The sequence below is a fragment of the Buttiauxella sp. WJP83 genome, from assembly GCF_027594725.1.
Lineage (GTDB): Bacteria > Pseudomonadota > Gammaproteobacteria > Enterobacterales > Enterobacteriaceae > Buttiauxella > Buttiauxella selenatireducens.
The window spans coordinates 1,285,082-1,309,604 of sequence record NZ_CP110080.1 but is presented as its reverse complement, the minus strand read 5'-3'; the positions used below and the strand labels follow the sequence as shown (position 1 = coordinate 1,309,604).

Genomic DNA, 24,523 nt, shown 5'->3' with positions numbered 1-24,523 from the left:
CAAAGTCATGGAAGATTTTATCGTTATTGCACGCTAACGCGCAGTGCCGCCGCCGTAGCAAACGGGCTTAATGTGGCGCTTGCCGCAAGCATCGCCCCAAGAATTGCCATATAACCGTCAACCGGAAGATGCATGGAAGCGGCATCCATGGCGGCGGTGGCAAAAATTAACAACGGAATAGTCAGCGGCAATACCAGCAGACTCAATAACACGCCGCTGCGCCGCAAACCTACCGTCAACCCAACGCCTGGTGCGCCGAGGAAACTGAGCGTCGGAGTCCCCAGCAGCAGCGTCATTGCCATCACTTGCCAGCCGTAAAAATCCAACCCCAACAACAGTGCAGCCAGAGGCGAGAGGATCAACAATGGTAATCCCGTGACCACCCAGTGAGCGGTCACTTTCGCTAACACCACCATCGGTAAAGGGATGGGGAGCAACATAAGTTGCTCAAGCGAACCGTCCTGAAAATCATCGCGGAACAATCTGTCCATCGCCAGCAGCGACGCCAGTAACGCCGCGACCCAAATCACGCCCGGCGCGATACGCGCCAGTAGCTGCGGCTCTGGGCCAATTCCTAACGGAAACAGCGTGATAACGATAAGAAAGAACCACAATGGATTGGCGATCTCTGCACCTTTGCGCAATACCACGCGTAATTCATGCAGGAAAATTCGGCGCATCATGTCCGTTTCTCCTGTAAATGAATTTGACGCACATTGTCGACTGCCAGTGGCTGATGCGTGGTGAGAATAACCATTCCGCCATTTTCGGTATGGTGCCTGAGCTGGCGCGTGAGTTTTTCCACACCGGCTACATCGATGGCAGTGAAAGGCTCATCCAGAATCCAGAGTTTATGTGTGCTTAACCACAAACGGGCCAGCGCCACACGCCGTTGCTGCCCGGCAGAAAGTTGGTTAACCGGAACATCTTCAAACCCCAGCAATCCCACTTCAGTAAGTGCTTGCCAACGTAGAGATTCCGCACCATGAGCATGATAAAAGCTGAGATTTTCAAAGGCCGTCAGCACCGTTTTGATACCCGGTTGATGCCCCAGCCACAGCAAGTCCTGGTGATACTGATAGCGTGCGCGGGATAACCCTTCCCCTTGCCACTTCACTTCGCCTTCCTCTGCCTGTGCAAGACCCGCCAAAATCCGCAACAACGACGTTTTCCCGGCACCATTTTTCCCGGCTATCTGCACCATTTCACCCGGACTAACGTTAAACGACAACTCGCTAAATAACACGCGGTCATCACGTACGCAGGTCAAGTTAATCGCATCAAGCATTTGGGGGAGTCACTCCTTGTCTCGGGATGCAAAATCATAACACATCATAGGCTTTGCTCCAGATTGGCTACCGCCGTTGCGGTACTCCAAAAGAGGTAAACCGCGCACCCAAGATCAATATTAAGTCGAATTAACGCACGTCTCGGGGCTCGTAGCTAAAAACCGCTACGCTTAAGGGAATAGCAGACACGCGAGTAACCCGAAAAATGGATGAATTAAAAGAAGACAAAATCGATAAATCCACCGACGGAATCGAAGTTGAAAGTGATGAGAAAGACCACGGGGAAAAAATAGAAGTCGACGAGGAACGCCTGCCATCGCGAGCGATGGCTATCCACGAACACATCCGTCAGGACGGCGAAAAAGAACTGGAACGCGATGCAATGGCGTTGTTATGGTCGGCGATTGCGGCGGGTTTATCTATGGGGGCATCGCTACTGGCAAAAGGAGTATTTCACGTCAATCTGGACGGCGTGCCCGGCAGCTTTTTGCTGGAAAACCTCGGCTATACCTTCGGGTTTATTATCGTCATCATGGCGCGCCAACAGCTTTTCACCGAGAACACCGTGACAGCCGTTCTACCCATCATGCATAAACCGACCGGGATAAACTTCCTGCTATTGCTGCGTTTATGGGGTGTGGTTCTTCTGGGTAACGTGATTGGCACCGGTCTCGCCGCTTATGCGTTTGAATACATGCCTATTTTCGATGAGCAAACCCGCGATGCGTTTGTCAAAATTGGCATGGATGTGATGAAAAATACCCCGGGTGAGATGTTCGCCAACGCGATTATCTCTGGCTGGATCATCGCCACAATGGTGTGGATGTTCCCCTCAGCAGGTGCGGCAAAAATCGTGGTGATTATTATCATGACGTGGCTGGTCGCGCTGGGGGATTTAACCCATATCGTGGTCGGCTCCGTTGAAATCCTCTATTTAGTATTTAACGGCACCATTCACTGGAGCGATTTCTTCTGGCCGTTCGCCCTGCCTACGCTTGCAGGCAACATTTGCGGCGGGACGTTTATCTTTGCGTTAATCAGCCATGCGCAAATCCGTAACGATATGAGCAACAAGAAAAAAGCCGAGGCAAAGGCGAAAGCAAAGCAACCAAAGGAAAATGAAGAGGTTAAAAAGAACTAACTATTTATATTTCATGTGGTTACAAAATTAACAGGATCAGATTTTATTTCAGTTATCCCGCAAATGTGCGGTCTTTCAGCCGCAATTTGCCATCAATGAATTCGAAATCGAAAATGGCCTGGTGCTCGCACAATTCAGATAAACCCGGTAGCTGATGATTTGATCCGCTACCTGCGTAGGCAATCAGACCAGTATCAGAGAATTCCACATTACTGATATCATCACAGGTACCATTAACAAAATGCTTATCTCCTTTTTCAAGGTAATAATAAATATTTTCATTAACCACATCATCCGCTGAAATATATTTTCGATTTTGCTCTTCCGGAGTTAACGCGTTAACCCGAAACTCTGTCATAGTCATTTTATCAGGATCCAGTTTAATACCACTTAATAGACTCATATCCTCAACAATAGATTTAGAATATTTATCAAAAAGTTCCACCGTCAGCTTTCCTGGGGGGTTAGCTTTTTCTTCAGGCCAGAAATACAAAACATCCCATACTGCAGGAAATATAATAAATGATTTTATGGTCGCGACATCCTTATCTTTTACTGCCTTCTGAAATTGCTGAAACTGTATTAGCATCATGCGTTTTTGCTGGTCAGTAAACGGGGGGGTGACTTCAACCTGATTTATTTTTACATGATCTCCCTTTGCGACCCCGGATGCTTTTACCGCTTCACATCGCTGAGCCAAATCGGCAAATTCAACCCCTTCCGTCATAGAATCCAGACCTTTATAGACACCACAAGACATCGTCAACTCGGAATCTTTGAGGTACCAGTAAGGTGGTTCAGAGGCGCAAATGTTTATTTCTTTAATTTTCCACTGCCCGGTGGATTTATTCAGCACCGACCAGAGCATTTTATCTAAATCTTCGTTGCAATCCTTCGCTAATGACCAGTCGAGTGTACTCCCGTCGGGCGCAACAAGTTCCCCCATCAAAACCGCCCAGTCATCGCTGACATTAAGGCGTGAGACTTTGATCCGTACGGTTTGCCCCGCTAGTTCCACAGCGACCAGGCGAACAGCATCAAGCACCGGCTTTCGTTCAATTCGCGCCATGGCTTCCGAATCCGTCTCAGACAGTTGCACTGACTCTAAAATCAAAGAGGTATGATCATGACCCGTTAGTGCATGGGTAAGTTTGCCGATGACGGTAATATGCTTCCCGACATATTGGTCTAAATTGGGTGCCCCATGTGATTCATCTGTTTCCAACGTGACTTCAATTTGTTCTTTCTCCGCATCGCCATTATCACTGCTATTGGCACAGACTGGCTCATCGAGAAACAGGATATTCTTAATCTCTCTTCTGTCGGTTTTAGGATCCTCACCAAAACCAGGAACACCGAAAAACACACTGATTTCTAAATAACCACTGAGTTTGACATTTTTCTCATAATCAAGACACGCTGCGGAAACAGTACTTGTAAATAGTGTAATTAAAGAAAGAAAAACAAATGCTATATTCCCTGACATTATTAATTCCCTATGATTAAAAGAGTGAAGTACATTATCGGATCATACGCACGAGAAAATAATCCACAATTCTTTTATCAGATCGTTAGGAAAGAAAAACACTCATTCACTAAACCAATGATATATGGGAATTACATTTCCATATATCAGCAACGAAAAGGAAGCCACGGCCAAAACCAACGTTATTGAGGCTGAAAAGCGTCAGAAAATTGTAGATGATGGCGATACTTTAAGCAGTCAGACGACTACGTGCTTAACCTGCCTGTCAAATAACGCTATACTCGTGCCGCTTCGTCCTCTTAGTTAAATGGATATAACAAGCCCCTCCTAAGGGCTAGTTGCAGGTTCGATTCCTGCAGGGGACACCATTTCTCAGTTTTCCTCAGCTCGTATCAGTCCTTAAACCCCCAGTAATTTCGTACCCTTACTAAAATCTACGCTCGCAATTGTTCATCGACAGTCACGCTCTTTAGCGGTTAAAAAACGAGTAAATAAATTTGCCCAGCGGATTTTTACCCATGCGTAGCACAATCAGCTGAATCGCCACGAATACCTGCATTTTTCATGGCAAGGTCGACACTTTGGATGCTTACCCCAAGCATCCACTACGAGTTGTTTAGTCCGGGTGCTGGGTTATCCCGGACTCGCAGAACTGAAGGTGATTGCCCGCAATGTTTTTTGAAGCTTTTGCTAAAGTGAAATTCGTCGCTGTAGCCACAGACGGATGCTATCTCTTTCAGGTTTAGTTGTGTGTATAAAAGTAATTTCTTAGCGTGCTCATAGCGGATCTCACTCAAGTAGCTTTTGGGACTCTTGTGCAAATACTGATGAAAAATACTTCGTAAATATGAGGAAGAAATTCCATAACGTACCGCTAATTCACTTATCAATAGCGGTTTACTGTAGCGACGTTCAAGATCATCCTTAATCTGTAAAAATAGCGTATAACCTTGTCTACCCTCGGGGTGGATACTGGCCTGAGCCTGAAGCAATTCATATATGAGCTCATAGATAAGAGATTGGGTCATCAACTGGCTTCCGGTGCTTCCAGGCACCCAATCAGCAACAATGCGCTGAAATAAATACCCAAGCCGTTTACCCACTTCTCCTTCTGGTTTCAGTATGAACTGGAGGGGTAAAGCCTCCAGTGGCTGTACCGTTCCCTGGTTAACAGCAGAGGGTGATAAGGTATAGAGAGACAGTAGGATCATTTTTATTCGCAAAGGATCCTCACTGCCGCTATGCATTTCCATCGACAGACCTGGCCGCAGATAGAACATCATTCCCGGCGATACTGGATGGTCTTCGTCCGTACGGAATATCCCTCGACCTTCCTGAATCCAATAAAAACTATGTACATTGATATTCTGGCGGACATCCTTCCACTGAGGGAACGTGATCTTATCGTGGATCCAATGAATATCTATGGTCAGATTCTGCACAACACTATCCATCGGTTTCCTCCCGCGTAACTCTGATATACCCAAAGCGTTTTTGACAAGCCAATCGTGTTTATTATGCCATACCTCAGTGATTACGACATTGCTACACTCCGGTCATCAAGAACGGGGGTTTTTAAGGAAAACAGTGATGACTGAACCAACATCCACCTCACGTAAGGCGCTAGATTATATGCCCTGGATTGGCCCCACTAGCCAGGAGCAAAAGGCGCAAGCATTACATCAACAGCAGCTTTCCGCTGATTATGACTGTACCTTCGGTGAGCGTTGTTATGTCTCACCTTTGGCGATTGTTTTACCGGATAAGCTGCAAATGGGGGATCGGAGTTACATCGCAGGAGGGGCAATTGTACGCAGCGCACGGCTCATCATGGGCAGTGACTGCTCTCTCAACAGCTACAGTGTTCTGTCAGGCGATATTACCATGGGAAATGGGGTAAGGATTGCATCACATACGAGCATCTATGGGTTCAATCACGGATATGAATCCATCGATATACCGATCTTCCAACAGCCTTTGACGACCAAAGGGATCACTATTGGAGACGATGTATGGATCGGTGCCAATGCCGTTATTCTGGACGGTGTAAAAATCGGTTCCCACAGCATTGTTGCTGCCGGAGCAATCGTTACCAAAGATATCCCTGCTTACAGTATTGTCGGCGGTAATCCGGCCAGGATCATTCGTAGCCGTATATAACCGGTATGGTTGGAGATTTCATCAAAATGGCACCCTCAGGCATTAATGCACAAGTTAAATTTTCAACAATGAGAGAGATAGAAGATATGCAACCATGTGGGTTGTTGTCACAGAAACTGTCTGACTTCGGCAAGCAGGTGAAGGAGCAGTTTATCAATCTGCTGGCGTTTTATGCTGAGACAGCAGAGCAACAGAAGCTGTTTCGGGACCGACCTGGACATAAGCAGACTATCAGAGCGTACTGTGATGCGGTGGAGATTGCAGCGATGTTCAATAGTTTGCCACCAGGTTGGACACAAGAGGAATTGATTAATAAATTACAACGATTCCAGGATGACCAAACCGGATTGTTGCCCGACCCGCACTCGCCTCCAGCCCTGGATGACCAGCCTGAGCTGTTATCTGATCCCCTCTCCCGTTACCATCTTCTTGCTGTAGGGTACGCGCTTGAAACTCTCGGCTCAGCGTTGCTCCATCCGGTCGCCGTTGTTGAGAACATGGATTCAGTCACCTTGTATAAGCAGTTGAATAATCTGCCATGGGAAAACAATGCCTGGGGTGGGGGGGACTGGATCGACTGCTATGCCACAGGTCTTTACCTTAACATGAAGATGTTTGGCTCAGGCAAACGTCCCGATGATCTGTTTGGCTGGTTGTCGAGCCATTGTGATATAGACTCAGGCCTCTGGGGGTTACCCACCACTGAAGAAGGTTGGTTGCAGCCGGTAAATGGTTTTTATCGGCTAACCCGAGGGAGCTTTGCTCAGTTCAATATTCCCTTACCTTACCCGGAGCAAAGCATTGATACCGTGTTGGCTCACAGCAGGGATCCCCGGTTCTTTAGTGCGGAGAATCTCAATGCATGCAACGTATTGGATGTCGCTCATCCTTTATGGCTCTGTCTTAAACAAACTGACTATCGGCGTATAGAGATCTGCTATTGGGCAAAGAATATGCTCAACGAAGTCCTGAAATTCTGGGTGCCTGAACGAGGCTTCGCCTTCCAGTTATCACAGCAGCAAGACACGGGTTTGCAAGGCACAGAGATGTGGCTCAGCATTGTCTATATATTAGCCGATTTATGTGGCTTAAGTTCATCCTTGGGTTACACCCCAAAAGGAGTGCATCGCATGGAACCTGCCTTATCCTTAACCATAAAATAACCCACTGAACCGCCACTTACTTGAGTGTTTACTCACTTAGTCGCGTGCCCACTATTGGTGAAGAAGATCACCTTTCTGGAACCAGAACTAAATCATTCCATTGAACCCATATAGAAAAAGAATAATCATAGGAATGGGAATGCATTTATACATTGGAAAGGAAAATGCCAAAAAACAGCTCAACACGCCGCTCATCCATTTTTTTCATCGTGTCATGCTGCATGATATTTTTATCCATTCAGAATTCGTTTGCTTCGGACTCTTTACCAAAAGGAAAAGATTACCCTGCTGCTAATATTTACATGGGTAAACCCTCTGAGCATATTGATACTACCGATGAGTTCACGAACTCATTTCGTACTCGTTTCAAGCAAGCCATCCAGGGGGATGTCGTTTTTGCCGGAGAATATGCTCAAGCAGAATGGGGATGTGGAGGTTCTGGTTGCCATGTTATCGCATTTATCAACAAGCGAACGGGTCGCGCATTATCTAGCTCATTTATGGCTTATGACGCCGGTGATAGCGAAACGCCAAAACCTATAGGCGAAGAAATCCTTTATATAAACAAAGGAAGCGATCTTCTTGTCACATATGAAACAAGCGACTCTTCTGATAAGAAATTTTATAACTATTATGTGTTAGATAAGAAAAAAAACGATCTAACGTTAATCAAAAAAGTACAAGATACATCTCATTAATCTAACAGGGGTGATTAATCTAATCGCCCCCACCACTTGTTGCGTGTCTACTATTCGCGGGTAGGATCAACGCTTCCAAAACTATCTTTGTCATTTGTTGTTCAAAATGTTCTGCATGCAGATATCTCTTTTCTTTATATTTTTTATCTGTATGCAGGTAGGGTTGATGCAAAGTACATTCCGGAGGAGTGACAGAGATAATGGTATTAATGATATCAATTGGCTTCGGGTATTCAAAAAACAGCTGCCCATGGCGATAGCTATGATTAATTTGCCATTCCGCCAGGTCGTTAAAGAAACAATCAGACTCTGGTTTTGGAATAGCGCTGGCTTTTTCGCTGCCCCACGCAGCAACAGCAAGATTGTATAACCCATGCGCATGTGGCCAGAACATTTTATTGAGCTTAGTGACCCCGTACTCCCTTACCCGCGGTACATTTTTACAATATAAATCGAGTTGAACCCCTGCTTCTGCAACATTGCCATCAAGGAGCGCGATGAGATAACGGATGATCAATAGATCGCCAGGGGCTTGTTTAGTCGCAAGTAGCGCTTCCGCTTTTTTCCTGGCATCAACTTCAAAGTCACTACGTTTGTACCATAAAGCCATGACTAAATTAGTTATCGTTATTGTGACAGGATGGCCATTGTCACTCATGCCAAGCTTTTCAGGCAAAAGAAGTGGAACACGGGTAAACATACCTGCAGCAAGAATATCCAGAGTTACCCATATATTAATGCAGTGATCGCATCCTGAATCCGCACCCAGCGTCACATGCTTAATCATGGCAGACTGAAGCAAAGCTGAATGGAGTACCTCCATATTATTTGACAATATAGCTGTCTTGTAACCCAGGAAATCCGGTACACGCTTCATTCTAAGCATAAAAAGCCATGAGCTCACTTGCTCCTGAAGTGAACACTCATTGTGGTGATGTTCATGAGAATCCAGGCATTCAGCTAAATAGTCATTCGTACTCATCCATATCAAGGCATTTTTCTCAGCTTCTTTTTCGTATTCTCGTTGATACGCACGTTGAAATTTTTCTGAAATATAACCCATGAAATCACCTGTAAATTAATATATACCCGTCATACTTCAAGCTGCTTATGCGTTGGCTGTACCCGCTCATCCCATCTTATTTATTCTGATGTTTCAGCTTTCTTTTCCGTTGTTTTCCATTGGCCATTGATCAATTTACGCGTTGTGATCATCATCGTGTTTTGATTATTACCACTTCCTGCGGCTTCAGTGATTTCCTCAATAAGTACGGGCTGATCATTGTTAATTTTCCATACTTTAGATTGATGCCAGCAACACCCGCTTTTGGTGGATGTTGTCAGGGTTCGAGACTGAGGATCAATATCAAACAGCCCCAGGTTCTCGCTACCGAGCTGAGTTAACGCATCATTCTTAACAAAATTTTTAGACTTCGGTTTGTAAAGTAACACTTCATAAGAAGGGCCACCGTAAGCTCCTTCATTGCCCGTTCGCAGGGCGATGTCATCGAAGCCATCAAAGTTAATGTCATCAACAACCAGGCCACTGTTATTGTCGCCATACATCTCAACCAAATTTGTCGTGGCTTTCCCTTTGCTATCGAGCTCAATAAAGATGTTTTGAGGCTGCAAATGCTGCACAAGCTTTCCGGTATCTTTGGTAAAAATATCTAACATTCCAGGCCCTTCGCAGGTTGGATATGAATTGTCCTTATCACAGCCGGAAACTGAAAGTACAAAATCCCATTGCTTCGATGCGGTATGGATCACTGAAATATTATCCACTGATGCCAATTTGCTGATTCGCGATATATAGCTATTGCCGAGACAGGAAAGATCATCACTACACAGTTGGCGCTCTTTTAACCAACTTAGCTGCTGATTTTTTAATAGTTCTTTATCTGAGTGCTTTCGAGCTAAGGCATAGCTTTTATTCAAAACTGCATCAAGCTGCATCAAATACGGGCTGGCACATATTGCGGTGTCATCTTTCAATGTCGCTTTTGAACAATCAATTGCCATCACCGACACAGGTAATGCCAATAACGTCACGAATGTAAATACTCGATTAAAGCTAAGCATACTAATATTCCCTTATTGGTAGTAACGCCAAAAACACTTTCTGTGTCGTTGAAAGAGCTTAAATTTCAAATACCCTGCCCACCAGACCCATTTTGCCCTGGGGATGATCAAAGTAAAATGATTCTGCCTGCCCTTCGGGGGAAAATGACTGCATGGCGATAAAATGGGATTCTATTTGCGGTTAATCATCACGTTATTGGCCCATGGTTCTTCAGGATGAAATTGATAATTTGTATAATTAAGCATTAGGCATTAGGCATTAGGCATTCACAGAGACAGCACTGTTGAAGCGTTCTGTTGTAAAGGAAGATGAGTGCCGCAGTATCAGTTAAGGATAATCATGATGTTGCCATCTTTCGTCGGCCATCGGTCACGCCGTTCGCCTTTCCTGCTTCGTTTGTCCCATCCCGTTCTCACCGCATGGCTCGGCATCACCCTTGCCATGAACTGCACGCCAGCGTGGAGCGCAGAATCGCCCGCCCCCGCGCTGCCTGCCAGCCAGGAGATTAACTGGCCAGCGGGCACACAACTGACTGTCGAGCTGGAAAAAGGCCGCCTGAGCGTGATTGGACGTGACGACGATAAACCGACCGTCACCCTGACGATCAACGCACTGGAACTGACGCGCCCGGAAAATGATCAAGCACGCCAACTGGCAGAGCTGCCAGCACCGATCCGCGAGGTGCGATTACAAGCAGATGGCAAAAACCAGCGCGTGATTTTACCGGCACCACCGTCGCTGGATCTGATGCAAGTCAGCGGCGTACAAGCCACTCTGGCCGTGCCCAAACATTATCAGGACGTGCTGAATATCCGGGGTAAACAAGTGGATCTGGACCTCCAGCACTTCTCCGGCACCCTATCAGCCAGTACCTTGACAGGCAAGATGAGCGCCAATGATTTGCAGGGCATTATCCATCTGGACAATCAGCTGGGCAGCTTGCATACCAGCAACCTCAGCGGCACCTTGCGCCTGCAACAGGCCGTCGGGGTGCTAAATGATACCGCCAGTCAGGGCACTGTGTTCTATCAGGTTATCCGCGGCCAGTTGACCGCCAATAGCCAGGCCAACGACATCAGCATCGAGCAGATTAACGGCACGCAAAAAATCCAGGCCACCCAAGCCACGCGCTTTAGCGACAATCTGCAATCCGGCCAGGCGACGATCCTGCTCCCGGCCAGCGTACAGCAAGGTGAAATTCAGACCGTCAGTGCCGCACTGTCCGTGCAAGTCGCACCGGACTTTGCCGGTACCGTACAGGTGAATGGGGGCGCAGGTGGCAACATCGTCAACCAGCTGACTTCCGAGCAAGCCAAGCCTGGCCATCTGCCTTTGCCGGACAAAGCGCTGACTCTGCAACGCGGCAGTTCTGATGCAAAGATTGCTATCAGCACGATCAACAGCACCATCACGCTGTTACCGCCGCAGGCTCAGTAATATGTCGTCCGATCAACGTACTTCGCGCAGACGTTTTTTCAAAGCAGGGAAAAGTATGACTGGTAACCGATTATCCCGCCGCTCTCGGCGTGGTTCGATATTGCTTTTAGGTGGGCTGTTAAGCAACGTACTGCCCTGGCCAGCATTGGCAACGCAAGAAACTGGCTCGATTGAGGCTGTGGCGAATGGCGCTTCATCCGCACCCGCAACACCCTCTGGCGAAGCTTTGCTGCAAAGCAAACCGGTTCATGGCCCGTTGACGCTGCCGGATAGCGAAGAGCGGACGGTGCTGGGCTTTTATCAGCAGGGCGACACGACCTACGCCCTGTTCAGCCGCCCCGATTATCAGGATGACAGCCAGACCTATCATGACGTTATCGATAGTTTTACTGATGCCCGCATCATCGCGGTCTTTTTCCAGGATCTCGATGGCGGCGATCGCAATGAAGTGGTGGTGATGTATGAAGATAAACACGGCCAGCATTTGCGTGCTTATGCCGCCTCGGAATCGAGTTATTACCCGCTCGCCGCCATGCAGGCAAAGCTGGATACCATTGCGCCCACACTCAAGCCTTTTACCGTGGCATCCAGCCGCAAAGCTTTACGCATCTTGCAACCGCAAGACTATCGCATCTCTTACGACTTACCTGCCGATAGCCCACCAGAAATCAAGGCGCTGCTGCGCGGTCAACTGGCCAGCCCAGCACAGCCGGTTGGTTATGCCGATGAACAAGGCTACCCCGCCAAGAGTGCGGCTTCAGCTTCATTTGCTATCACTCGCTATCCAGCACTGACGCGATCGGTGACCACTGCCGATGGCCAGGTCCTGACCTATGTCCTGACCCAAATCCTGGCCCGCATCGGCCTGTGCCAAACTGAAGAATTGACTTTTGGTACATGGAAAGTGGGCTATATGCGCGCCGATAAAACGCCGGTCATTTTTGAAAGCAACCTGGAAGCGTCATTAGCCAGCCGCCAGGCGTCCCCCAAACCCGACTATGACGGCCCTTTCCTGCAATTCAATGTCAATAACTGCCATGCCAGCCCACAAATCCGCAGCAACTATGTCCAGGGGAAAAAACAAGGACATTGGGAATTTATCGATATCGAAAATGGTATTGCACTAAAAAGCGGCGAGTATGTTGACGACCAACGTCAAGGTGCCTGGAGCGAATGGGACAACGCCAGCGACAGTTACTGGCGTGGGCAATATAAAGATAATCACAAAGAAGGTTTATGGTTGCTGACCACTGACAGTCAACCCCCGGTCGTGTTGGCGCGGGAAAACTACCGCAATGGTCAGCTCAATGGCCCGGCGGAACGTTATGAGCTCAAAGACCCCTCCGCCGCAGCCCAACCCGATTCGCTACGTTTGCTCAGCAAAGGCGAATACCGTGACGGGAAGAAAACTGGCCTTTGGGTAGAGGTTCGCCATGATGGCAAACGCCAGGAATCAGAATATCTGGCAGATGTGTTGCACGGCGTACAAAAAAGCTATGACGCTAACAATGTCCTGATCCGCCAAAGTACTTACCAGCAAGGCCTGCTGGAAGGCGAAGAGCGGCGTTTCTACCCTTCCGGGCAATTAGCCGAAATAACGCGCTACGTACAGGATCAGCCAAATGGCGAGCAGTTTTTCTTTTATGACGGCAAAGTCAAAACCGGCCCGTTGTCACAGTTGAAAAACTGGAAGCAGATCGCGCCAAAAAATCCGAAAGCTGATTGTGATCCACAAGATCGTGAACACTGTACTCCCGCTGGAAAGCCGCGAGCATTCAGTCTCTTATCCGGGGAACAACGTGAATACGCCGAAAATGGTCGCCTCACCCGCCTGTATTTCCAAACCGGTGAAACCAAAGTCGGCAGCGCCTACGATTTCACTAAAAGCGGCCAATTGAACAGCGTCACGCCGTATGTCAACGGCAAAGAGCAAGGGGTAAGAACTCTGTATTCAACCGGCACCCAACAGGACGACAACCGCTTAATTCAAGTGTTACCCCAATGGGACAACCGGGTCTCCGGTGTAAGTTACGGTTTTGATAGCAGCACCGACAGCCTGCGCGCCATCGAGCAAGCCTGTCAGAAACCTGATGAAACCTATGCGGGTCGGCCCTATCGGTGGAGCAATGCCGGTGCCAATTGTGGTTCACAATTTTATTTTCACCCCAACGGGCGTCTGAAGCGCATCACGTGGAAAGACAGTAATTGGGATATCAATGAAATCGGCTATGGCGCAGACGGCGCGCTCGCATCAGAGCAGCGTTATGCGGGAAGTAACGTCTTTTTCAATTATCGCTATATGTGGAATTACCGCACCGTCTCGATAACCAAACAGGAAAGCCCGGATACCCGTACCGAAAAAGGACGCACCTTTGCCGTACTGATTCGCTCGCCCAGCCAGACCGTGGGCTATGAAAAATCCTACTCCAATGGCCGTCTTCTCGACGAAAGTATCTTTACCGGTGCCGATAAATACTGCTGGCGACGTTACGCCAAAGACGGCAGCGTAGAAAGAAGCAAAGGCCCGTGTGACGGGATACCGCTTGCCACGCAGGTGCCAGTTGCAACGCCCAGCCAGTAGCGATCGGCATGCACAAAAAAAAGCGGCCTTCAAAACTGAATGGCCGCTTTTTTATCTCTTACATCACGTTAATCGCCGTTACTCAGCCTGCATAGCATGCGAGGCCAGATTTTGCCGGATTGCGGATGACAACCCCGTCATGTGATCATAGCTTTTTAGCGAAAAAATAGTGAGCAGCAACGGATATAACTAAACTTATGGGTGCCATGATATATCCAATGACTTTAATGATCTCATGGAACACTTCATCACCCGTGTAGAATGAGCCCAGTATATTTTGGGCATATAAAAAATAAAGCGGCTTAGCCAATAAAGAGAGCAATAAGAGCAACGAGATAAATAGACCAATGGTCGAAAATGTCAAAACAACTACCTTAATCATGATATCTCCCGGAACACTATTTTTGAGGAGCGACCGAAATCTATTAACGCACTCCGTGGATATAGCCAGGCCAGATAAATTACCACCTGAGCGTGTAAGGTTTCTCTCCTGCTCCCCATACACCGTCATCACTTTGTTCAAGCATCATACCTATCCTGGCCCAGTTTTCCTTTTTGCTATTATGCTTTGGATAATCTTCAGGGTAATACGGGAGTGCATCCATAAGCACTTCATCGGCGAGCCACGGGGTTTTACTCAGATCGGGTTTCCATAAAAAATTCACCCACGAAACTTGATGAGGATTGTTATCAAATGGATTTTTCGTGGGTTTGGTGAATTTTTCCATACCGCCGTATACAACATGGGCGCAGAACCTGTTTGTCATGAAAACCATTTTGTTTCCTGATTTAGAAATATAAGGTTTACTCGCCTCATGACGGAGAAATTTCTCACCCTCAGGAGTCAGTTCAATATAACTCAGGGAATATTCTTCGCCTTCGATATAATCAGGATCTTCCGGATACAACGCCCCTTTTTTTGCATCAACCTTAATGGTCATTAATTTATTTTCTATTAGTGAGGCAATATCTTTTCTCATTTCCCCTCGGGCGGTTTGCAGAACCGAGGTTTTGACATAGCCCGGCAGTTTAGGGCCAAAACCTGGAAGCGTAATACAGGCACTGTCCGGAACATTTTTTAAATCGAGTAAAAAACTCTGAACAATATTATTGATTTGTTTCTCATCAAGTTGTTCTTCATTTGGCGCGGCAACTGCAATAGTCGACATCATTGTGGACAGTAATCCCAATGCAAACACCTTTCTTTTTTTAAACACCATGACTTATCCCTTTATTCACGATTAACTTGAGTGTGTATTATTCAGAGCTGAAAACAGGATGATTCCCCGCCGGGGATGCTGTTGGGTAAAATGTCAGATCAAGGCCACCAGCCAAACGACCCAAAGCACACCCGTGACCCACATTGTGCGTCGACACTGTTTCAATGCGCCCTGCTGGCGCTCGGCCAGCGAGTATGTTTTCAACTTTTCACGCTGCCAGATAAAGCTCAACGCTTCTCCCGCTTGAAGGTTATTTTCTTCGTTTACCAGGCGAAAATATCGCGTATCCAGCCAAAGACGCCAGCAACCAAACCAGACAATGCCGCACAACAACACGATAACGACGCGAGTCAGGTCCGATGGTGCTTTAAAGAAAGCCCATACCATTGGCGGAACGGAAAACAACAGAAAGAAACGCCAGCTATCCAGCGTTTGTTGCACCAGGAGCGACTGTAGCGCGCCGGTATTTACGGCATCGTTATTGTTGTCTTCCATTTTTCCAGCAACTCCAACTGTTCTGAGGTGAAAACGACCTGCGGGCGAGCTTTACGCACTTGCTCAACGGCATCTGCGCAAGCCAGTTTCGGATAACGCTGTAACAACCAGGCGGCTGCAACCAGCGCACTGCGTGAAAGCCCCAACGCACAGTGAATAAGTACACTCCCCTGCGTCGTGCGTAAGCGCTCCAGTTTCTCGACCGCCAGTGCCAGTGCCGCTTCGTCAGGTTTCACCAGGTCCAGCATTGGCACACATTGATAAGTTACGCCCTGAAGCACGCGGGAGCGGGGAAACTCACTGGTCAGATCCAACACTGCACGCTGTTCGGGTGGCGTGCGCGGATACACACCTAAAAACACGCCGTCTATCACGGGGCTCATCGCCGGGAGATGGCGAGTATAAAGCCGCATAGAGAGCATCATCCCGATACGCCAGGGGAGCAGCAACCACCACACCGCTGGCGTCAGCCGCCCTTTTCCATCTTTTTGAAGGGCTTGTGCACCAAGAATACCGTAGGCGAGTGCCACAATCGTCAGTGCCAGTGTTGGCCACCACAGCCAGGTGGTCAGAAAGGTTCCAGCCAGGCAGGCTAACGCACCGCACAGATAGCGAACCGCCAACGTTTTACGTTTCCCATCAGCCACTCGCCAGCCCCATTTTCCCTGTTCCGGGATCAACCAGTCGATCACCATCCCGACGCCCAGACCGGTTATCACATCAATAAAGTGATGCTGCCAGGTCGTCAGAACAGAAGCGGCAATCAGCAAGAACCAGCCGCTATTTAGCTTCTGCCAGGCTCCCTTCAGATGGCGATTGAAATGCCGCCACAGCAGCCAACACAGAATAATATGTAACGAAGGCGACTGGTTGTACGGCAGGTCAAATTGTTCAAGCTGCCCAAATAACCAGCCAGCCAGGCCGGTAACCTCTGGTCTGGTAAAGGTAAACTGCATGGGGAATAGCAAAAAACCGCCGCAGGCGACGAGCGACGCCAGGACAAGCCGGCAGACCAGCCGTCGCTGTTCATTTAGCGATGTGCAGATAAACAGCGACAGACCGTACAGCAAATCCAGGCTCCAGTACGGGAGGATAGTCAGCGGCACAAACGGAATGTACCGCTCCCAACTAAACACCAGGCTGCCAATGTTTTCGCGTCCGGCTGTAAACTGATTAACCTGCCCATAGGTTAAAAAGAAAAAAGGAGCGAGCAGGATTAGCCAACCCAAACCCTGCAAATAAAGGGAACGTCGGTTCGTCATGATGTGCGGCGCACCGCCATGGAAACGGTGAAAATGCCCCATTCATCAATCAACTGGTTGCATTTATCAAACCCCGCCTCACGCACCAGCACATCCATTTCTCCCTGAGTACGAACGCGCATCACCCACCCTTTGCCATCTTTATGACTGGTGAGTGACCAGGCGATAGTTTTTAACTGCGGGTGCCAGGGTTGCCCGGTGTAGACAAGAATGCCGCCAGGCTCTATCGCGTCAGCCAGCCCGGCAAGCGAGTTTCGCACCAGCGTATTTTCCGGGAACAGTTCGTACAGACCAGAAACAATCCCCAGCGTTGGACGAGGCTCAAGTGATGCCAGTTCTTCACGGTTGAAAGCGTCACCGCGTTCAAAACGTGCATACTCTGCCATTCCGCGAGAGGCAATCATCTCTTGTCCTTTCGCCACGTTTAACTCGCTGTAGTCACGCAGCAAAATATGGCTCACCGCCTCTTTACCTTCCAGCGCGTCGAGCACGTAGCGTCCGTGTCCGGCGGCGACATCAACAACGCGCACCTCTTTACCCTGCTCAATCAGCTGCGAAACCGCCTGCTGAATCAGCATTTGCAGATGGATTTTTCGCTGGCGGATCCCCTTCCACCCCACGCTATTGAGGTAGTTTTTGTCAATCAAACGCCCCAGCTTGCTGCTGCCCTGAGGCTGATTAAGATAGACATAATCCAGCGTACTACCGGAATCAAACCCAGTATCAAATCCCAGACGTACCCCTGTAGACTGCGCGCCCAACGTCTTCATACCAAAGCGCAAACCACGATACGCAATATCCTCAAACGAGTAAGGTTCCGGCCCCCCTCTTAACATTCGCCAGGTATCAGCGCCTGGGCTCCAGCGGTCTTCATGACTGTAGTCAAAACGCTGTGGCGGCATGGCATAAAGCGTGTCAATAAACCCGCGGATCTTATCGAATGCCAGATGCCTCTCTTTTTCCCCCAACGTATCGTGATAGAAGCCCGGCAACACATGCAGTTCTTTAAGTGGATTGCGCAACCGCTGGTAAAAATCAATCTGTGGCTGACGGTGCACAACGTAATCTTCACCAGAGACCAGCAACTGCGTGGGCAAGGTAATTGCGCTGGCGTCGCTGACAATCCGCTCCGCTGTTTTGTAGAGATCGAGCAGTATATTCACCGCAATAGGCCGGGTAATCAGTGAGTCCTGATTGAAGCTCGCGACGCGTTCCGGATCGTGCGTCAGGTACTTTCCTTTGACATAGGAGTTAACGAAAAAGAGACCGCGCAGACGGTGCATCAGTGCCAGCCCCGAACGGGCAAACGGCACATACAATTTGACCTTAAACGCGGGAGATGCCAGCACCAGCCCGCGAATCGGTGGCGCGTAATCATGGGCCCAGGTCGCTGCCATGACTGCGCCGACGCTTTGTGCAATGACGACCACATCTTCCATTGACGCCTGGCTATCCGCTGCCGCAAAGCGGACGAACTCTTCAACATCCTGCACCGAACGGGCCAGCGACGGGCTGTAGCCGCGCTGGCCGGGTGAGCGGCCATGACCACGAGCATCCCAGGCATAAAACGCGGTATCCGGCATCGACAGCTCATCGACAATATGTTGCAGACGCCCCGAATGTTCATGCCCGCGATGAAACAGAACAATCACCTTCGGTGTTGCACCTGGCGATACGGCAGGCCAGTGGCGATAAAATAACTCAGTGCGATCGCTGGTCAAAAACTGCCGCTCGTCCGGCGTCCGGATATTACTCATGAGGGTGATTTCCTGTTGTTTGTTGCTGAAGGGTCAGCAAACGCTGCTTCAGTTCGTCCATAAACACTTTTTTCTCGGGATGAAAGCTCAACGCGTCACCAATACTGACATCGATAAATAATGGCAGAGGAATACGGTTACCTTTCGCCATCACTTGCTCTGTCCCGCGCAACCAGACCGGAATAATCGGGACTTCCGGCATGCTTTGACTCAAATGCCACAGCCCGGATTTCAACGGTGACAGTGTTCCCGGCTCACCACGCGTTCCTTCAGGAAAGAGGATCAACGTCTTGCCATCGCGTAACGCCTGTTCACACTGCGCCAACGGGTTGGTTTCTCCGCCCTCACGCGAGATGGGAATAATGTTGAGAATGTTGAGCGCAAACCACGCCATGCGTTTATCACGCAGAAAATAGTCAGCAGCAGCGACCGGATGAATCTTCGCCTGCTGGCGTAACGGAAAGAGCGAAAGAAGTGCAAAAACATCCATATGGCTGTTGTGATTCGCCACCACAATCGCCGGGCCGCTTTTCGGCAGCCGCTCACGATGACTGACGCGCAGACCCAGCCAGAGCCAGATCACCGGCCAGACGATGCACAACGTAAAGAGCGTGCGAAGAATTCGTATCATCATAAGTTAATAGCAGAAGTAGCGAATGAAGTGGAAAAAGACGGGAGCGGTAAAGATAAGCGAATCCAGCCTGTCGAGAATGCCGCCGTGACCAGGCAACAGCGTGCCGCTGTCTTTGACGCCGATATCCCGTTTGATGGCGGACATCACGACATCACCGCAAAATCCGGTGATCCCGATAATCAACCCCGCCAACAGCGCCATCGGCCAACTGAGTGGCGTAAGCACTGGCCCCAGCAACGTGGCCAGCAGAGCCGTTGTTGCAACCCCGCCCACCAGCCCGGCAAGGGTTTTGTTAGGGCTGACCTTCGGCGTCACTTTGATGCGCCCAAGCGATTTCCCCCACAGATATTGCGCGATATCGTTGAACTCCGTCAGGCCGACCAAAAACAGAACCAGCAAAGCGCCAGTCTGTTGGCCATCCGCGGGTAGCACGAGTAAAAAGGCGACATGGCTAAAGGCAAACACCGTCGTCATCAGGCTCCAGTGGAGCTGGGACGCGGTGCGTAAGAACCCCTGAGTGTCGCCAGTCATCACCATCCGCGCCGGTAAAAATAAAAAGACATAAACCGGGATAAACACCACAAACATGCCGTACCAGCCGATACCAATCAGCCAGTAGTTAAGCGGAATGGCAATAAACATCCACAACAGGGGCATACGGGCGGAATGGCGGGCAGGCACCAGCGTGAGAAACTCTTTTAGCGCCATAAAGCTGACCAGCGCGAAGAAGGTCAGCGCCAGCCAGTTCGGGCTTAACATCGCCAGGGAAAACAGCACAATGATGACCCACCATGTGCGGATGCGCAGCGTCAGCTCGCGCCAGTCTTTACCGGGGCGTAGCCACACCAGCAGACCATTCACCACCGATGCCACCAGCAGAAGTGCAAAAATGACCGCCAGAGATTTTTCCAACAACATCATTTCGCCGCCTCTTCACGCAGTGCACTCAGACAACGGTTCACCAACGTCCACAATAGCAACACGGTGGCAATGCCCCACACGACGTTATTCCATTGCACCCACTGCGGCCAGATAGCCAGCACCAGCCCCCACGCGCCAAAGACTAACGCCCTGTCACTTTTCCCCAGCGGCCCGGCATAACTGCGCAGACCGTTAATCGTTTGTGCCAGTACGCCACAAAACTCTGTCATCACCGCACAGAACAACATGACCAGCACCAGCAGCATGTTGCTTTCGGGAAGCAGCATAAAAGGCAGATAAAGCGCAATGTCGGAGAACACATCGCCCAACTCATTGAGGATAGCTCCCAGGCGAGATTGTTGGTTACATTCGCGTGCCAACATACCGTCCAGGGCATTGAGGGCCATCCGAATAAACAAAACGACAGGCAGGAGTACGAATAACTTCGGATAAGGAAAAATAATCAGCACCGCGCCGGTGATAAAGGAGAGCACCATAGCGGCCAGGGTGACGTGATTAGCTGTGACACCGTGTTTGTGTAGCCAAAACATCAGTGGGCGTAAAATTGCCTGAAAAGCAGGTTTTATCTGATATAGCGTCATCATGTTCCCTGATAATGAGCGAGCTAGTTGGATAATAAAACTACCACTATTGTGCAATGGGCTCGACCCTTCCGTTCCATCAGTGCGATGAATATCGAATCATTCGCGGATCGTAACTGATAATTCAGAATTTTCATGGCTTAATGAAATTAATGTGACCCGCTAAACCGACACATGGGTAATATCGTCGTGGGGGCTGCGCATCGTTATCAATGTCGTCTACCCTTATCAGATGAACAAGGCATAACGGATGATAAATCCATGACTGATTTGCGCTTCCCGGATACGTTCCCCATGCCGGAAATTCCAGGCGTGACAGTGCCTTATGCGGGCCTGCACTACCTGCGACCTGAACTGTTGCTGGATTTTATCAGTGTATCAGCCCAGCCATTAATCTCCGTCACGCCGATTGCGGTGCTCTACACCACCGTTGGCGTCCTGCAACGCATTGATCTGAGAAAAATACCGATCGCCATCAAAGGCCGGATTATTTACCCCATCACCTCTCTATCGATGCCAGCTCTGCGGGCCAGGCTCATCATTAACGGGCCGTTTAAGAAACTGAAATTCCAGGGGATGCTGATTGCCGCGTCCGGGGAGCCTTCGGTACAAAATATGACGCTGATTGGCCTGGCGCTGGAATTCACAACTCGCCACCAACCCTAAATTCCTCTTTTGCGAACACTCTCGCAGTTCAAAAATGCAACGCTGAAAGCGCTGTAATTCAACTTGTCACCTGCAAACCCACAGGCGTATTCTTTCTGCGCACCAGCAAAATCTGGTGCCGGGAGTGGAAACCCGAACATAACAACGGCGGCAATGGAGTTTTCTATTGTCGCAGCACCATCACACCTTTATCCTTATCAATGGTGTCGCTGGTGAGGCAACTTTCGGGTTGGCCGGTTTCCGTTGTGTCCGGTATTTCCACCCTCATTAGCGTCACCGCCCCAGTAGAGTGGAAACTCTGGTGGTGGTGTGATTAATCACACATCGGAGATCACTAACATGATGTCAGCTCAAACTATTTCACAGTCTCAATACAGCAACGCCCTGCTTTCCCCGATTACCGCCAGTATGGATCTATTCCAGCTTCTCGACGTCTGCGAATCCCTTGCCGACGAGCTGATCGAATGCCAGACAGAAACCGAACAACAAGCGCTTTGCGGACGAATCGCACACTGCCTGGAGGTGATGAAAACCACCTTTGAACAGCCGCTGCCTGCGTATCTGGTAGAACGCCTGACCGTAGAAAAAGAAGTGAAAATACAGGTGAATCGCGATTCAGAAATACAACGCCAGTACTGCCACGCGCTGACCCAGACGCTATTAAGCCGCGCCCATACGCCGGATGTGAACCGTGCATTAATCGGAATGTTGTTTGAGTTAGTGAATGAACTGGTCGAGGATTTACAGGCACCGCGTTTTCTACGTAGTTAGGTGAGGTTTTGCTGGCGGGATTTAAGCGTAGTAAATGATTGAAATAACCAAACCCCAGCCAGGAGATGACTGGGGGACAAACCAAGTTTAATAATCAGGGAAGCAATTTACCCCTGGCTGATGCTCCGTAACAGGCAAGCTGTAACACTCGGTATTGAACTCCAGTACGTCCGGCCTGCTGACCTGCGCGTGCTGAAACTGATACTGAGTGGTGCTGGTATTGTTAAGGATATCCTCTTTACTCTCGGCCTTCACAGGTTGTGAATAACAAGGTGCGGCAATAGCAGATAACAACAAAGCAGCAAAATAGTATTTCATTTCTGACCACCTTATCTGGTTGTATCACGATGTGTTCACAAGGAACACGGCATCGTAAATGTGATGTGCATCACATAAAATCATGCATTCGGGTGATTTTTACTCGTGAAATTATTTAGTACTGCAAAAACAGTGTCATCAGGATGCTGCGTGCCCCAAACCTGCAACGTGGCACAGCCACGAAAATTAAAGGTATAATCCCCTATACTATTTCATTGGTTTTTAGACACGAAAATGACAAAACTAACGTTACAAGAGCAGATGCTCAAAGCTGGATTAGTCAGCAGCAAAAAAATCGCGAAAGTCCAAAGAACCGCAAAAAAATCGCGAGTCCAGGCTCGTGAGGCAAGGGAAGCGGTTGAGGAAAATAAAAAAGCGCAAATCGAACGTGATAAGCAACTCAGCGAGCAGCAAAAGCAAGCCGCCTTATCGAAAGAATATAAAGCTCAGGTTAAGCAGCTTATTGAAATGAACCGGATTGTTATTTCAAAAGGCGATATTGGCTATAACTTCACTGATAACAATTTAATTAAAAAGATCTACGTTGATAAAACGACGCAAACACAGCTGATCAATGGCCGTCTCGCCATTGCACGCCTGGTTTCTGATAAAAACCCGGATGGCGAATATGCGATTATTCCCGCAAGCGTAGCCAATAAAATTGCCCAGCGTGATGCGAGCAGCATTGTATTAAGTGCCGAACTGAGTAAAGAAGCGCTGGATGAAGAAGATCCGTATGCCGATTTCATCGTGCCTGATGATTTGATGTGGTAACCCCATTTCTGTCGAGGTATAGCCTGGGTATGGCGGCTATACCTCGATGATTAATATCTTTATTCCATTACACGCAGTCGTTTAATTTTTGTCTCTTCATTGTTATCGCTCGCCGCCACCAGCGTGAAATCGAAATTCACTTCGGTATGAGGCTGATGAATATTGCGTTGTTCCGCAATATGCGCATCAGTAATTTTAACCGGATCGGCAATCAGCTCTTCTCGGGTAGCAAAGGCAAAGTCATCCCATAAATAAGCATCGCCATTCAGGTTAATCTGCGTGGTGAGATGCTTGTAACCCGGTGCGGAGACAAAGAAGTGGACATGCGCCGGGCGATTTCCATGGCGGCCTAGCTCCGTCAGCAGTTTTTGCGTTGGGCCATCCGGAGGGCAGCCATAACCACAAGGCACAATACTGCGCACTGCGTAGCGCCCTTCTGCGTCAGTCTGGATGCGGCGGCGTAAGTTATATTGGCTTTGTGATTGGTCAAAGAACGAATACCCACCCAGCGTGTTCGCATGCCAGATATCAACAATCGCACCGGCGACTGGCTTACCGTTGGAATCCGCCACCAGGCCGTGTAACCACATGATTTCAGCTTGTTCGGTGCCGTCATCCATACGCGCATAATTCTGGCTTAATGGCGCATTCGCCACGTACAGCGGGCCTTCGATGGTGCGAGGTGTACCGACTTCATTACCCGCAGCAGCCTCTTTTTCATCGGCACGCATATCGAGATAATGCTCCAGGCCTAAACCCGCCGCTAATAGTGCCGCCTCTTTACGCTCGCCTAATTCATTCAGGTAATTGACCGCCTGCCAGAACTCTTCATCGGTAATATCGAATTTCTTAATAGTCTGGCAAAGATCACCCAGCAGTTGGTGCATGATTTCTTTAAAACGTTCATTCCCATGAGCGGATACCAGACCACTGCTCACCGCAAGTAATTTTTCTAATTCAGATGTTTTTACCGGATTAACTGTCATTATTTATTCCTCACTGTAGGGTACGTTTTTGTCTTTTTAGTCAAGCAACTCGAATTATTTTTGGTATAGAGATATAGGC

25 protein-coding genes and 1 tRNA gene are annotated in these 24,523 nt (G+C 48.9%); 10 read left to right on the top strand and 16 right to left on the bottom strand.

The window, feature by feature from the left end; translation table 11 throughout:
- Positions 1-23: 23 nt before the first annotated feature.
- A complete protein-coding gene (ccmB, locus tag OH773_RS06075; RefSeq protein WP_270143952.1) occupies positions 24-683 on the bottom strand; it encodes a heme exporter protein CcmB in 660 nt (219 codons plus the stop codon).
- Positions 680-1,288, bottom strand: a complete 609-nt coding sequence (ccmA, locus tag OH773_RS06070; protein ID WP_270143950.1) for a cytochrome c biogenesis heme-transporting ATPase CcmA — start codon at positions 1,286-1,288, stop codon at positions 680-682. The genes ccmB and ccmA overlap by 4 nt, the downstream gene beginning before the upstream one ends.
- 206 nt (positions 1,289-1,494) lie before the next feature.
- Between ccmA and OH773_RS06065 the strand changes: the two genes are divergently transcribed.
- Entirely contained in the window at positions 1,495-2,430 is a 936-nt protein-coding gene (locus OH773_RS06065; RefSeq protein ID WP_270143948.1) for a formate/nitrite transporter family protein, read from the top strand.
- Positions 2,431-2,482: 52 nt separating this feature from the next.
- On the opposite strand, the gene OH773_RS06060 is transcribed toward OH773_RS06065, so the two are convergent.
- Positions 2,483-3,916, bottom strand: coding sequence for a DUF4431 domain-containing protein (locus OH773_RS06060; protein ID WP_270143946.1), 1,434 nt, complete (start codon positions 3,914-3,916; stop codon positions 2,483-2,485).
- A gap of 293 nt (positions 3,917-4,209) precedes the next feature.
- On the opposite strand from OH773_RS06060, the gene OH773_RS06055 reads away from it, so the two are divergent.
- Positions 4,210-4,284 (top strand) — tRNA-Arg (locus OH773_RS06055).
- A gap of 237 nt (positions 4,285-4,521) precedes the next feature.
- Here OH773_RS06055 and OH773_RS06050 read toward each other — a convergent pair.
- Positions 4,522-5,370: a helix-turn-helix transcriptional regulator gene (locus OH773_RS06050; protein WP_270143944.1), complete on the bottom strand. Its 849-nt coding sequence runs from the start codon at positions 5,368-5,370 to the stop codon at positions 4,522-4,524.
- A 136-nt stretch (positions 5,371-5,506) separates the two neighbouring features.
- Between OH773_RS06050 and OH773_RS06045 the strand changes: the two genes are divergently transcribed.
- From OH773_RS06045 to OH773_RS06035, 3 genes are all read left to right on the top strand, one after another.
- Positions 5,507-6,076 carry an acyltransferase gene (locus OH773_RS06045; protein ID WP_270143942.1) on the top strand — a complete coding sequence of 190 codons (570 nt, stop codon included), beginning with the start codon at positions 5,507-5,509 and terminating at the stop codon, positions 6,074-6,076.
- Positions 6,077-6,102: 26 nt separating this feature from the next.
- Positions 6,103-7,239: a hypothetical protein gene (locus OH773_RS06040; RefSeq protein ID WP_270143940.1), complete on the top strand. Its 1,137-nt coding sequence runs from the start codon at positions 6,103-6,105 to the stop codon at positions 7,237-7,239.
- Positions 7,240-7,403: 164 nt separating this feature from the next.
- Entirely contained in the window at positions 7,404-7,937 is a 534-nt protein-coding gene (locus OH773_RS06035; RefSeq protein ID WP_270143938.1) for a hypothetical protein, read from the top strand.
- Positions 7,938-7,956: 19 nt separating this feature from the next.
- On the opposite strand, the gene OH773_RS06030 is transcribed toward OH773_RS06035, so the two are convergent.
- Together OH773_RS06030 and OH773_RS06025 are read right to left on the bottom strand one after the other, a co-directional pair.
- Positions 7,957-9,000, bottom strand: coding sequence for a hypothetical protein (locus OH773_RS06030; RefSeq protein ID WP_270143936.1), 1,044 nt, complete (start codon positions 8,998-9,000; stop codon positions 7,957-7,959).
- Positions 9,001-9,080: 80 nt separating this feature from the next.
- Positions 9,081-10,019 (bottom strand): lysozyme inhibitor LprI family protein, encoded by a 939-nt coding sequence (locus OH773_RS06025; protein WP_270143934.1) that lies wholly within the window; start codon positions 10,017-10,019, stop codon positions 9,081-9,083.
- A gap of 340 nt (positions 10,020-10,359) precedes the next feature.
- Between OH773_RS06025 and OH773_RS06020 the strand changes: the two genes are divergently transcribed.
- Both OH773_RS06020 and OH773_RS06015 read left to right on the top strand, forming a co-directional pair.
- The gene (locus tag OH773_RS06020) at positions 10,360-11,457 is read left to right on the top strand and encodes a hypothetical protein (RefSeq protein WP_270143932.1); all 1,098 of its coding nucleotides are present in this window, start codon (positions 10,360-10,362) and stop codon (positions 11,455-11,457) included.
- Between the two features lie 55 nt (positions 11,458-11,512).
- Positions 11,513-14,038: a toxin-antitoxin system YwqK family antitoxin gene (locus tag OH773_RS06015; RefSeq protein ID WP_270143929.1), complete on the top strand. Its 2,526-nt coding sequence runs from the start codon at positions 11,513-11,515 to the stop codon at positions 14,036-14,038.
- A gap of 145 nt (positions 14,039-14,183) precedes the next feature.
- Here the strand turns inward: OH773_RS06015 and OH773_RS06010 are convergent, their stop codons facing one another.
- The 8 genes from OH773_RS06010 to OH773_RS05975 all read right to left on the bottom strand — a co-directional run bounded on the left by OH773_RS06010 (position 14,184) and on the right by OH773_RS05975 (position 20,929).
- Entirely contained in the window at positions 14,184-14,420 is a 237-nt protein-coding gene (locus OH773_RS06010; RefSeq protein ID WP_270143927.1) for a hypothetical protein, read from the bottom strand.
- A 79-nt stretch (positions 14,421-14,499) separates the two neighbouring features.
- A complete protein-coding gene (locus tag OH773_RS06005) occupies positions 14,500-15,258 on the bottom strand; it encodes a hypothetical protein (RefSeq protein ID WP_270143924.1) in 759 nt (252 codons plus the stop codon).
- 93 nt (positions 15,259-15,351) lie between these two features.
- Complete coding sequence (locus OH773_RS06000; protein WP_270143922.1) at positions 15,352-15,753, bottom strand: hypothetical protein; 402 nt, start codon at positions 15,751-15,753, stop codon at positions 15,352-15,354.
- Positions 15,726-17,015, bottom strand: coding sequence for a phosphatase PAP2/dual specificity phosphatase family protein (locus tag OH773_RS05995; RefSeq protein WP_270143920.1), 1,290 nt, complete (start codon positions 17,013-17,015; stop codon positions 15,726-15,728). Before OH773_RS05995 ends, OH773_RS06000 begins: the two co-directional genes overlap by 28 nt.
- Positions 17,012-18,772, bottom strand: coding sequence for a bifunctional alpha/beta hydrolase/class I SAM-dependent methyltransferase (locus OH773_RS05990; RefSeq protein WP_270143918.1), 1,761 nt, complete (start codon positions 18,770-18,772; stop codon positions 17,012-17,014). The genes OH773_RS05995 and OH773_RS05990 overlap by 4 nt, the downstream gene beginning before the upstream one ends.
- Positions 18,765-19,403, bottom strand: a complete 639-nt coding sequence (locus OH773_RS05985; RefSeq protein WP_442865676.1) for a lysophospholipid acyltransferase family protein — start codon at positions 19,401-19,403, stop codon at positions 18,765-18,767. The genes OH773_RS05990 and OH773_RS05985 overlap by 8 nt, the downstream gene beginning before the upstream one ends.
- A 6-nt stretch (positions 19,404-19,409) precedes the next feature.
- Positions 19,410-20,327, bottom strand: a complete 918-nt coding sequence (locus OH773_RS05980; protein ID WP_270143914.1) for a phosphatidate cytidylyltransferase — start codon at positions 20,325-20,327, stop codon at positions 19,410-19,412.
- Entirely contained in the window at positions 20,324-20,929 is a 606-nt protein-coding gene (locus tag OH773_RS05975; RefSeq protein ID WP_270145705.1) for a CDP-alcohol phosphatidyltransferase family protein, read from the bottom strand. Before OH773_RS05975 ends, OH773_RS05980 begins: the two co-directional genes overlap by 4 nt.
- Before the next feature lie 261 nt (positions 20,930-21,190).
- On the opposite strand from OH773_RS05975, the gene OH773_RS05970 reads away from it, so the two are divergent.
- Entirely contained in the window at positions 21,191-21,595 is a 405-nt protein-coding gene (locus OH773_RS05970) for a dTDP-glucose pyrophosphorylase (protein ID WP_270143912.1), read from the top strand.
- 339 nt (positions 21,596-21,934) lie between these two features.
- On the top strand, positions 21,935-22,366 hold the full coding sequence (locus OH773_RS05965) for a hypothetical protein (protein WP_270143909.1): 432 nt from the start codon (positions 21,935-21,937) through the stop codon (positions 22,364-22,366).
- An 87-nt stretch (positions 22,367-22,453) separates the two neighbouring features.
- On the opposite strand, the gene OH773_RS05960 is transcribed toward OH773_RS05965, so the two are convergent.
- Positions 22,454-22,684 (bottom strand): hypothetical protein, encoded by a 231-nt coding sequence (locus OH773_RS05960; protein WP_270143907.1) that lies wholly within the window; start codon positions 22,682-22,684, stop codon positions 22,454-22,456.
- A 234-nt stretch (positions 22,685-22,918) separates the two neighbouring features.
- On the opposite strand from OH773_RS05960, the gene OH773_RS05955 reads away from it, so the two are divergent.
- Positions 22,919-23,458, top strand: a complete 540-nt coding sequence (locus tag OH773_RS05955) for a DUF2058 domain-containing protein (RefSeq protein ID WP_270143905.1) — start codon at positions 22,919-22,921, stop codon at positions 23,456-23,458.
- A 59-nt stretch (positions 23,459-23,517) separates the two neighbouring features.
- On the opposite strand, the gene catA is transcribed toward OH773_RS05955, so the two are convergent.
- Positions 23,518-24,444, bottom strand: a complete 927-nt coding sequence (catA, locus tag OH773_RS05950; protein WP_270143903.1) for a catechol 1,2-dioxygenase — start codon at positions 24,442-24,444, stop codon at positions 23,518-23,520.
- Positions 24,445-24,523: the final 79 nt, after the last annotated feature.

Coding starts and splice junctions, on each gene's coding strand:
- ccmB (WP_270143952.1), bottom strand. CDS start 683: ATGATGCGCCGAATTTTCCTGCATGAATTACGCGTGGTATTGCGCAAA.
- ccmA (WP_270143950.1), bottom strand. CDS start 1,288: ATGCTTGATGCGATTAACTTGACCTGCGTACGTGATGACCGCGTGTTA.
- OH773_RS06065 (WP_270143948.1), top strand. CDS start 1,495: ATGGATGAATTAAAAGAAGACAAAATCGATAAATCCACCGACGGAATC.
- OH773_RS06060 (WP_270143946.1), bottom strand. CDS start 3,916: ATGTCAGGGAATATAGCATTTGTTTTTCTTTCTTTAATTACACTATTT.
- OH773_RS06050 (WP_270143944.1), bottom strand. CDS start 5,370: ATGGATAGTGTTGTGCAGAATCTGACCATAGATATTCATTGGATCCAC.
- OH773_RS06045 (WP_270143942.1), top strand. CDS start 5,507: ATGACTGAACCAACATCCACCTCACGTAAGGCGCTAGATTATATGCCC.
- OH773_RS06040 (WP_270143940.1), top strand. CDS start 6,103: ATGGCACCCTCAGGCATTAATGCACAAGTTAAATTTTCAACAATGAGA.
- OH773_RS06035 (WP_270143938.1), top strand. CDS start 7,404: ATGCCAAAAAACAGCTCAACACGCCGCTCATCCATTTTTTTCATCGTG.
- OH773_RS06030 (WP_270143936.1), bottom strand. CDS start 9,000: ATGGGTTATATTTCAGAAAAATTTCAACGTGCGTATCAACGAGAATAC.
- OH773_RS06025 (WP_270143934.1), bottom strand. CDS start 10,019: ATGCTTAGCTTTAATCGAGTATTTACATTCGTGACGTTATTGGCATTA.
- OH773_RS06020 (WP_270143932.1), top strand. CDS start 10,360: ATGATGTTGCCATCTTTCGTCGGCCATCGGTCACGCCGTTCGCCTTTC.
- OH773_RS06015 (WP_270143929.1), top strand. CDS start 11,513: ATGACTGGTAACCGATTATCCCGCCGCTCTCGGCGTGGTTCGATATTG.
- OH773_RS06010 (WP_270143927.1), bottom strand. CDS start 14,420: ATGATTAAGGTAGTTGTTTTGACATTTTCGACCATTGGTCTATTTATC.
- OH773_RS06005 (WP_270143924.1), bottom strand. CDS start 15,258: ATGGTGTTTAAAAAAAGAAAGGTGTTTGCATTGGGATTACTGTCCACA.
- OH773_RS06000 (WP_270143922.1), bottom strand. CDS start 15,753: ATGGAAGACAACAATAACGATGCCGTAAATACCGGCGCGCTACAGTCG.
- OH773_RS05995 (WP_270143920.1), bottom strand. CDS start 17,015: ATGACGAACCGACGTTCCCTTTATTTGCAGGGTTTGGGTTGGCTAATC.
- OH773_RS05990 (WP_270143918.1), bottom strand. CDS start 18,772: ATGAGTAATATCCGGACGCCGGACGAGCGGCAGTTTTTGACCAGCGAT.
- OH773_RS05985 (WP_442865676.1), bottom strand. CDS start 19,403: ATGATACGAATTCTTCGCACGCTCTTTACGTTGTGCATCGTCTGGCCG.
- OH773_RS05980 (WP_270143914.1), bottom strand. CDS start 20,327: ATGATGTTGTTGGAAAAATCTCTGGCGGTCATTTTTGCACTTCTGCTG.
- OH773_RS05975 (WP_270145705.1), bottom strand. CDS start 20,929: ATGACGCTATATCAGATAAAACCTGCTTTTCAGGCAATTTTACGCCCA.
- OH773_RS05970 (WP_270143912.1), top strand. CDS start 21,191: ATGACTGATTTGCGCTTCCCGGATACGTTCCCCATGCCGGAAATTCCA.
- OH773_RS05965 (WP_270143909.1), top strand. CDS start 21,935: ATGATGTCAGCTCAAACTATTTCACAGTCTCAATACAGCAACGCCCTG.
- OH773_RS05960 (WP_270143907.1), bottom strand. CDS start 22,684: ATGAAATACTATTTTGCTGCTTTGTTGTTATCTGCTATTGCCGCACCT.
- OH773_RS05955 (WP_270143905.1), top strand. CDS start 22,919: ATGACAAAACTAACGTTACAAGAGCAGATGCTCAAAGCTGGATTAGTC.
- catA (WP_270143903.1), bottom strand. CDS start 24,444: ATGACAGTTAATCCGGTAAAAACATCTGAATTAGAAAAATTACTTGCG.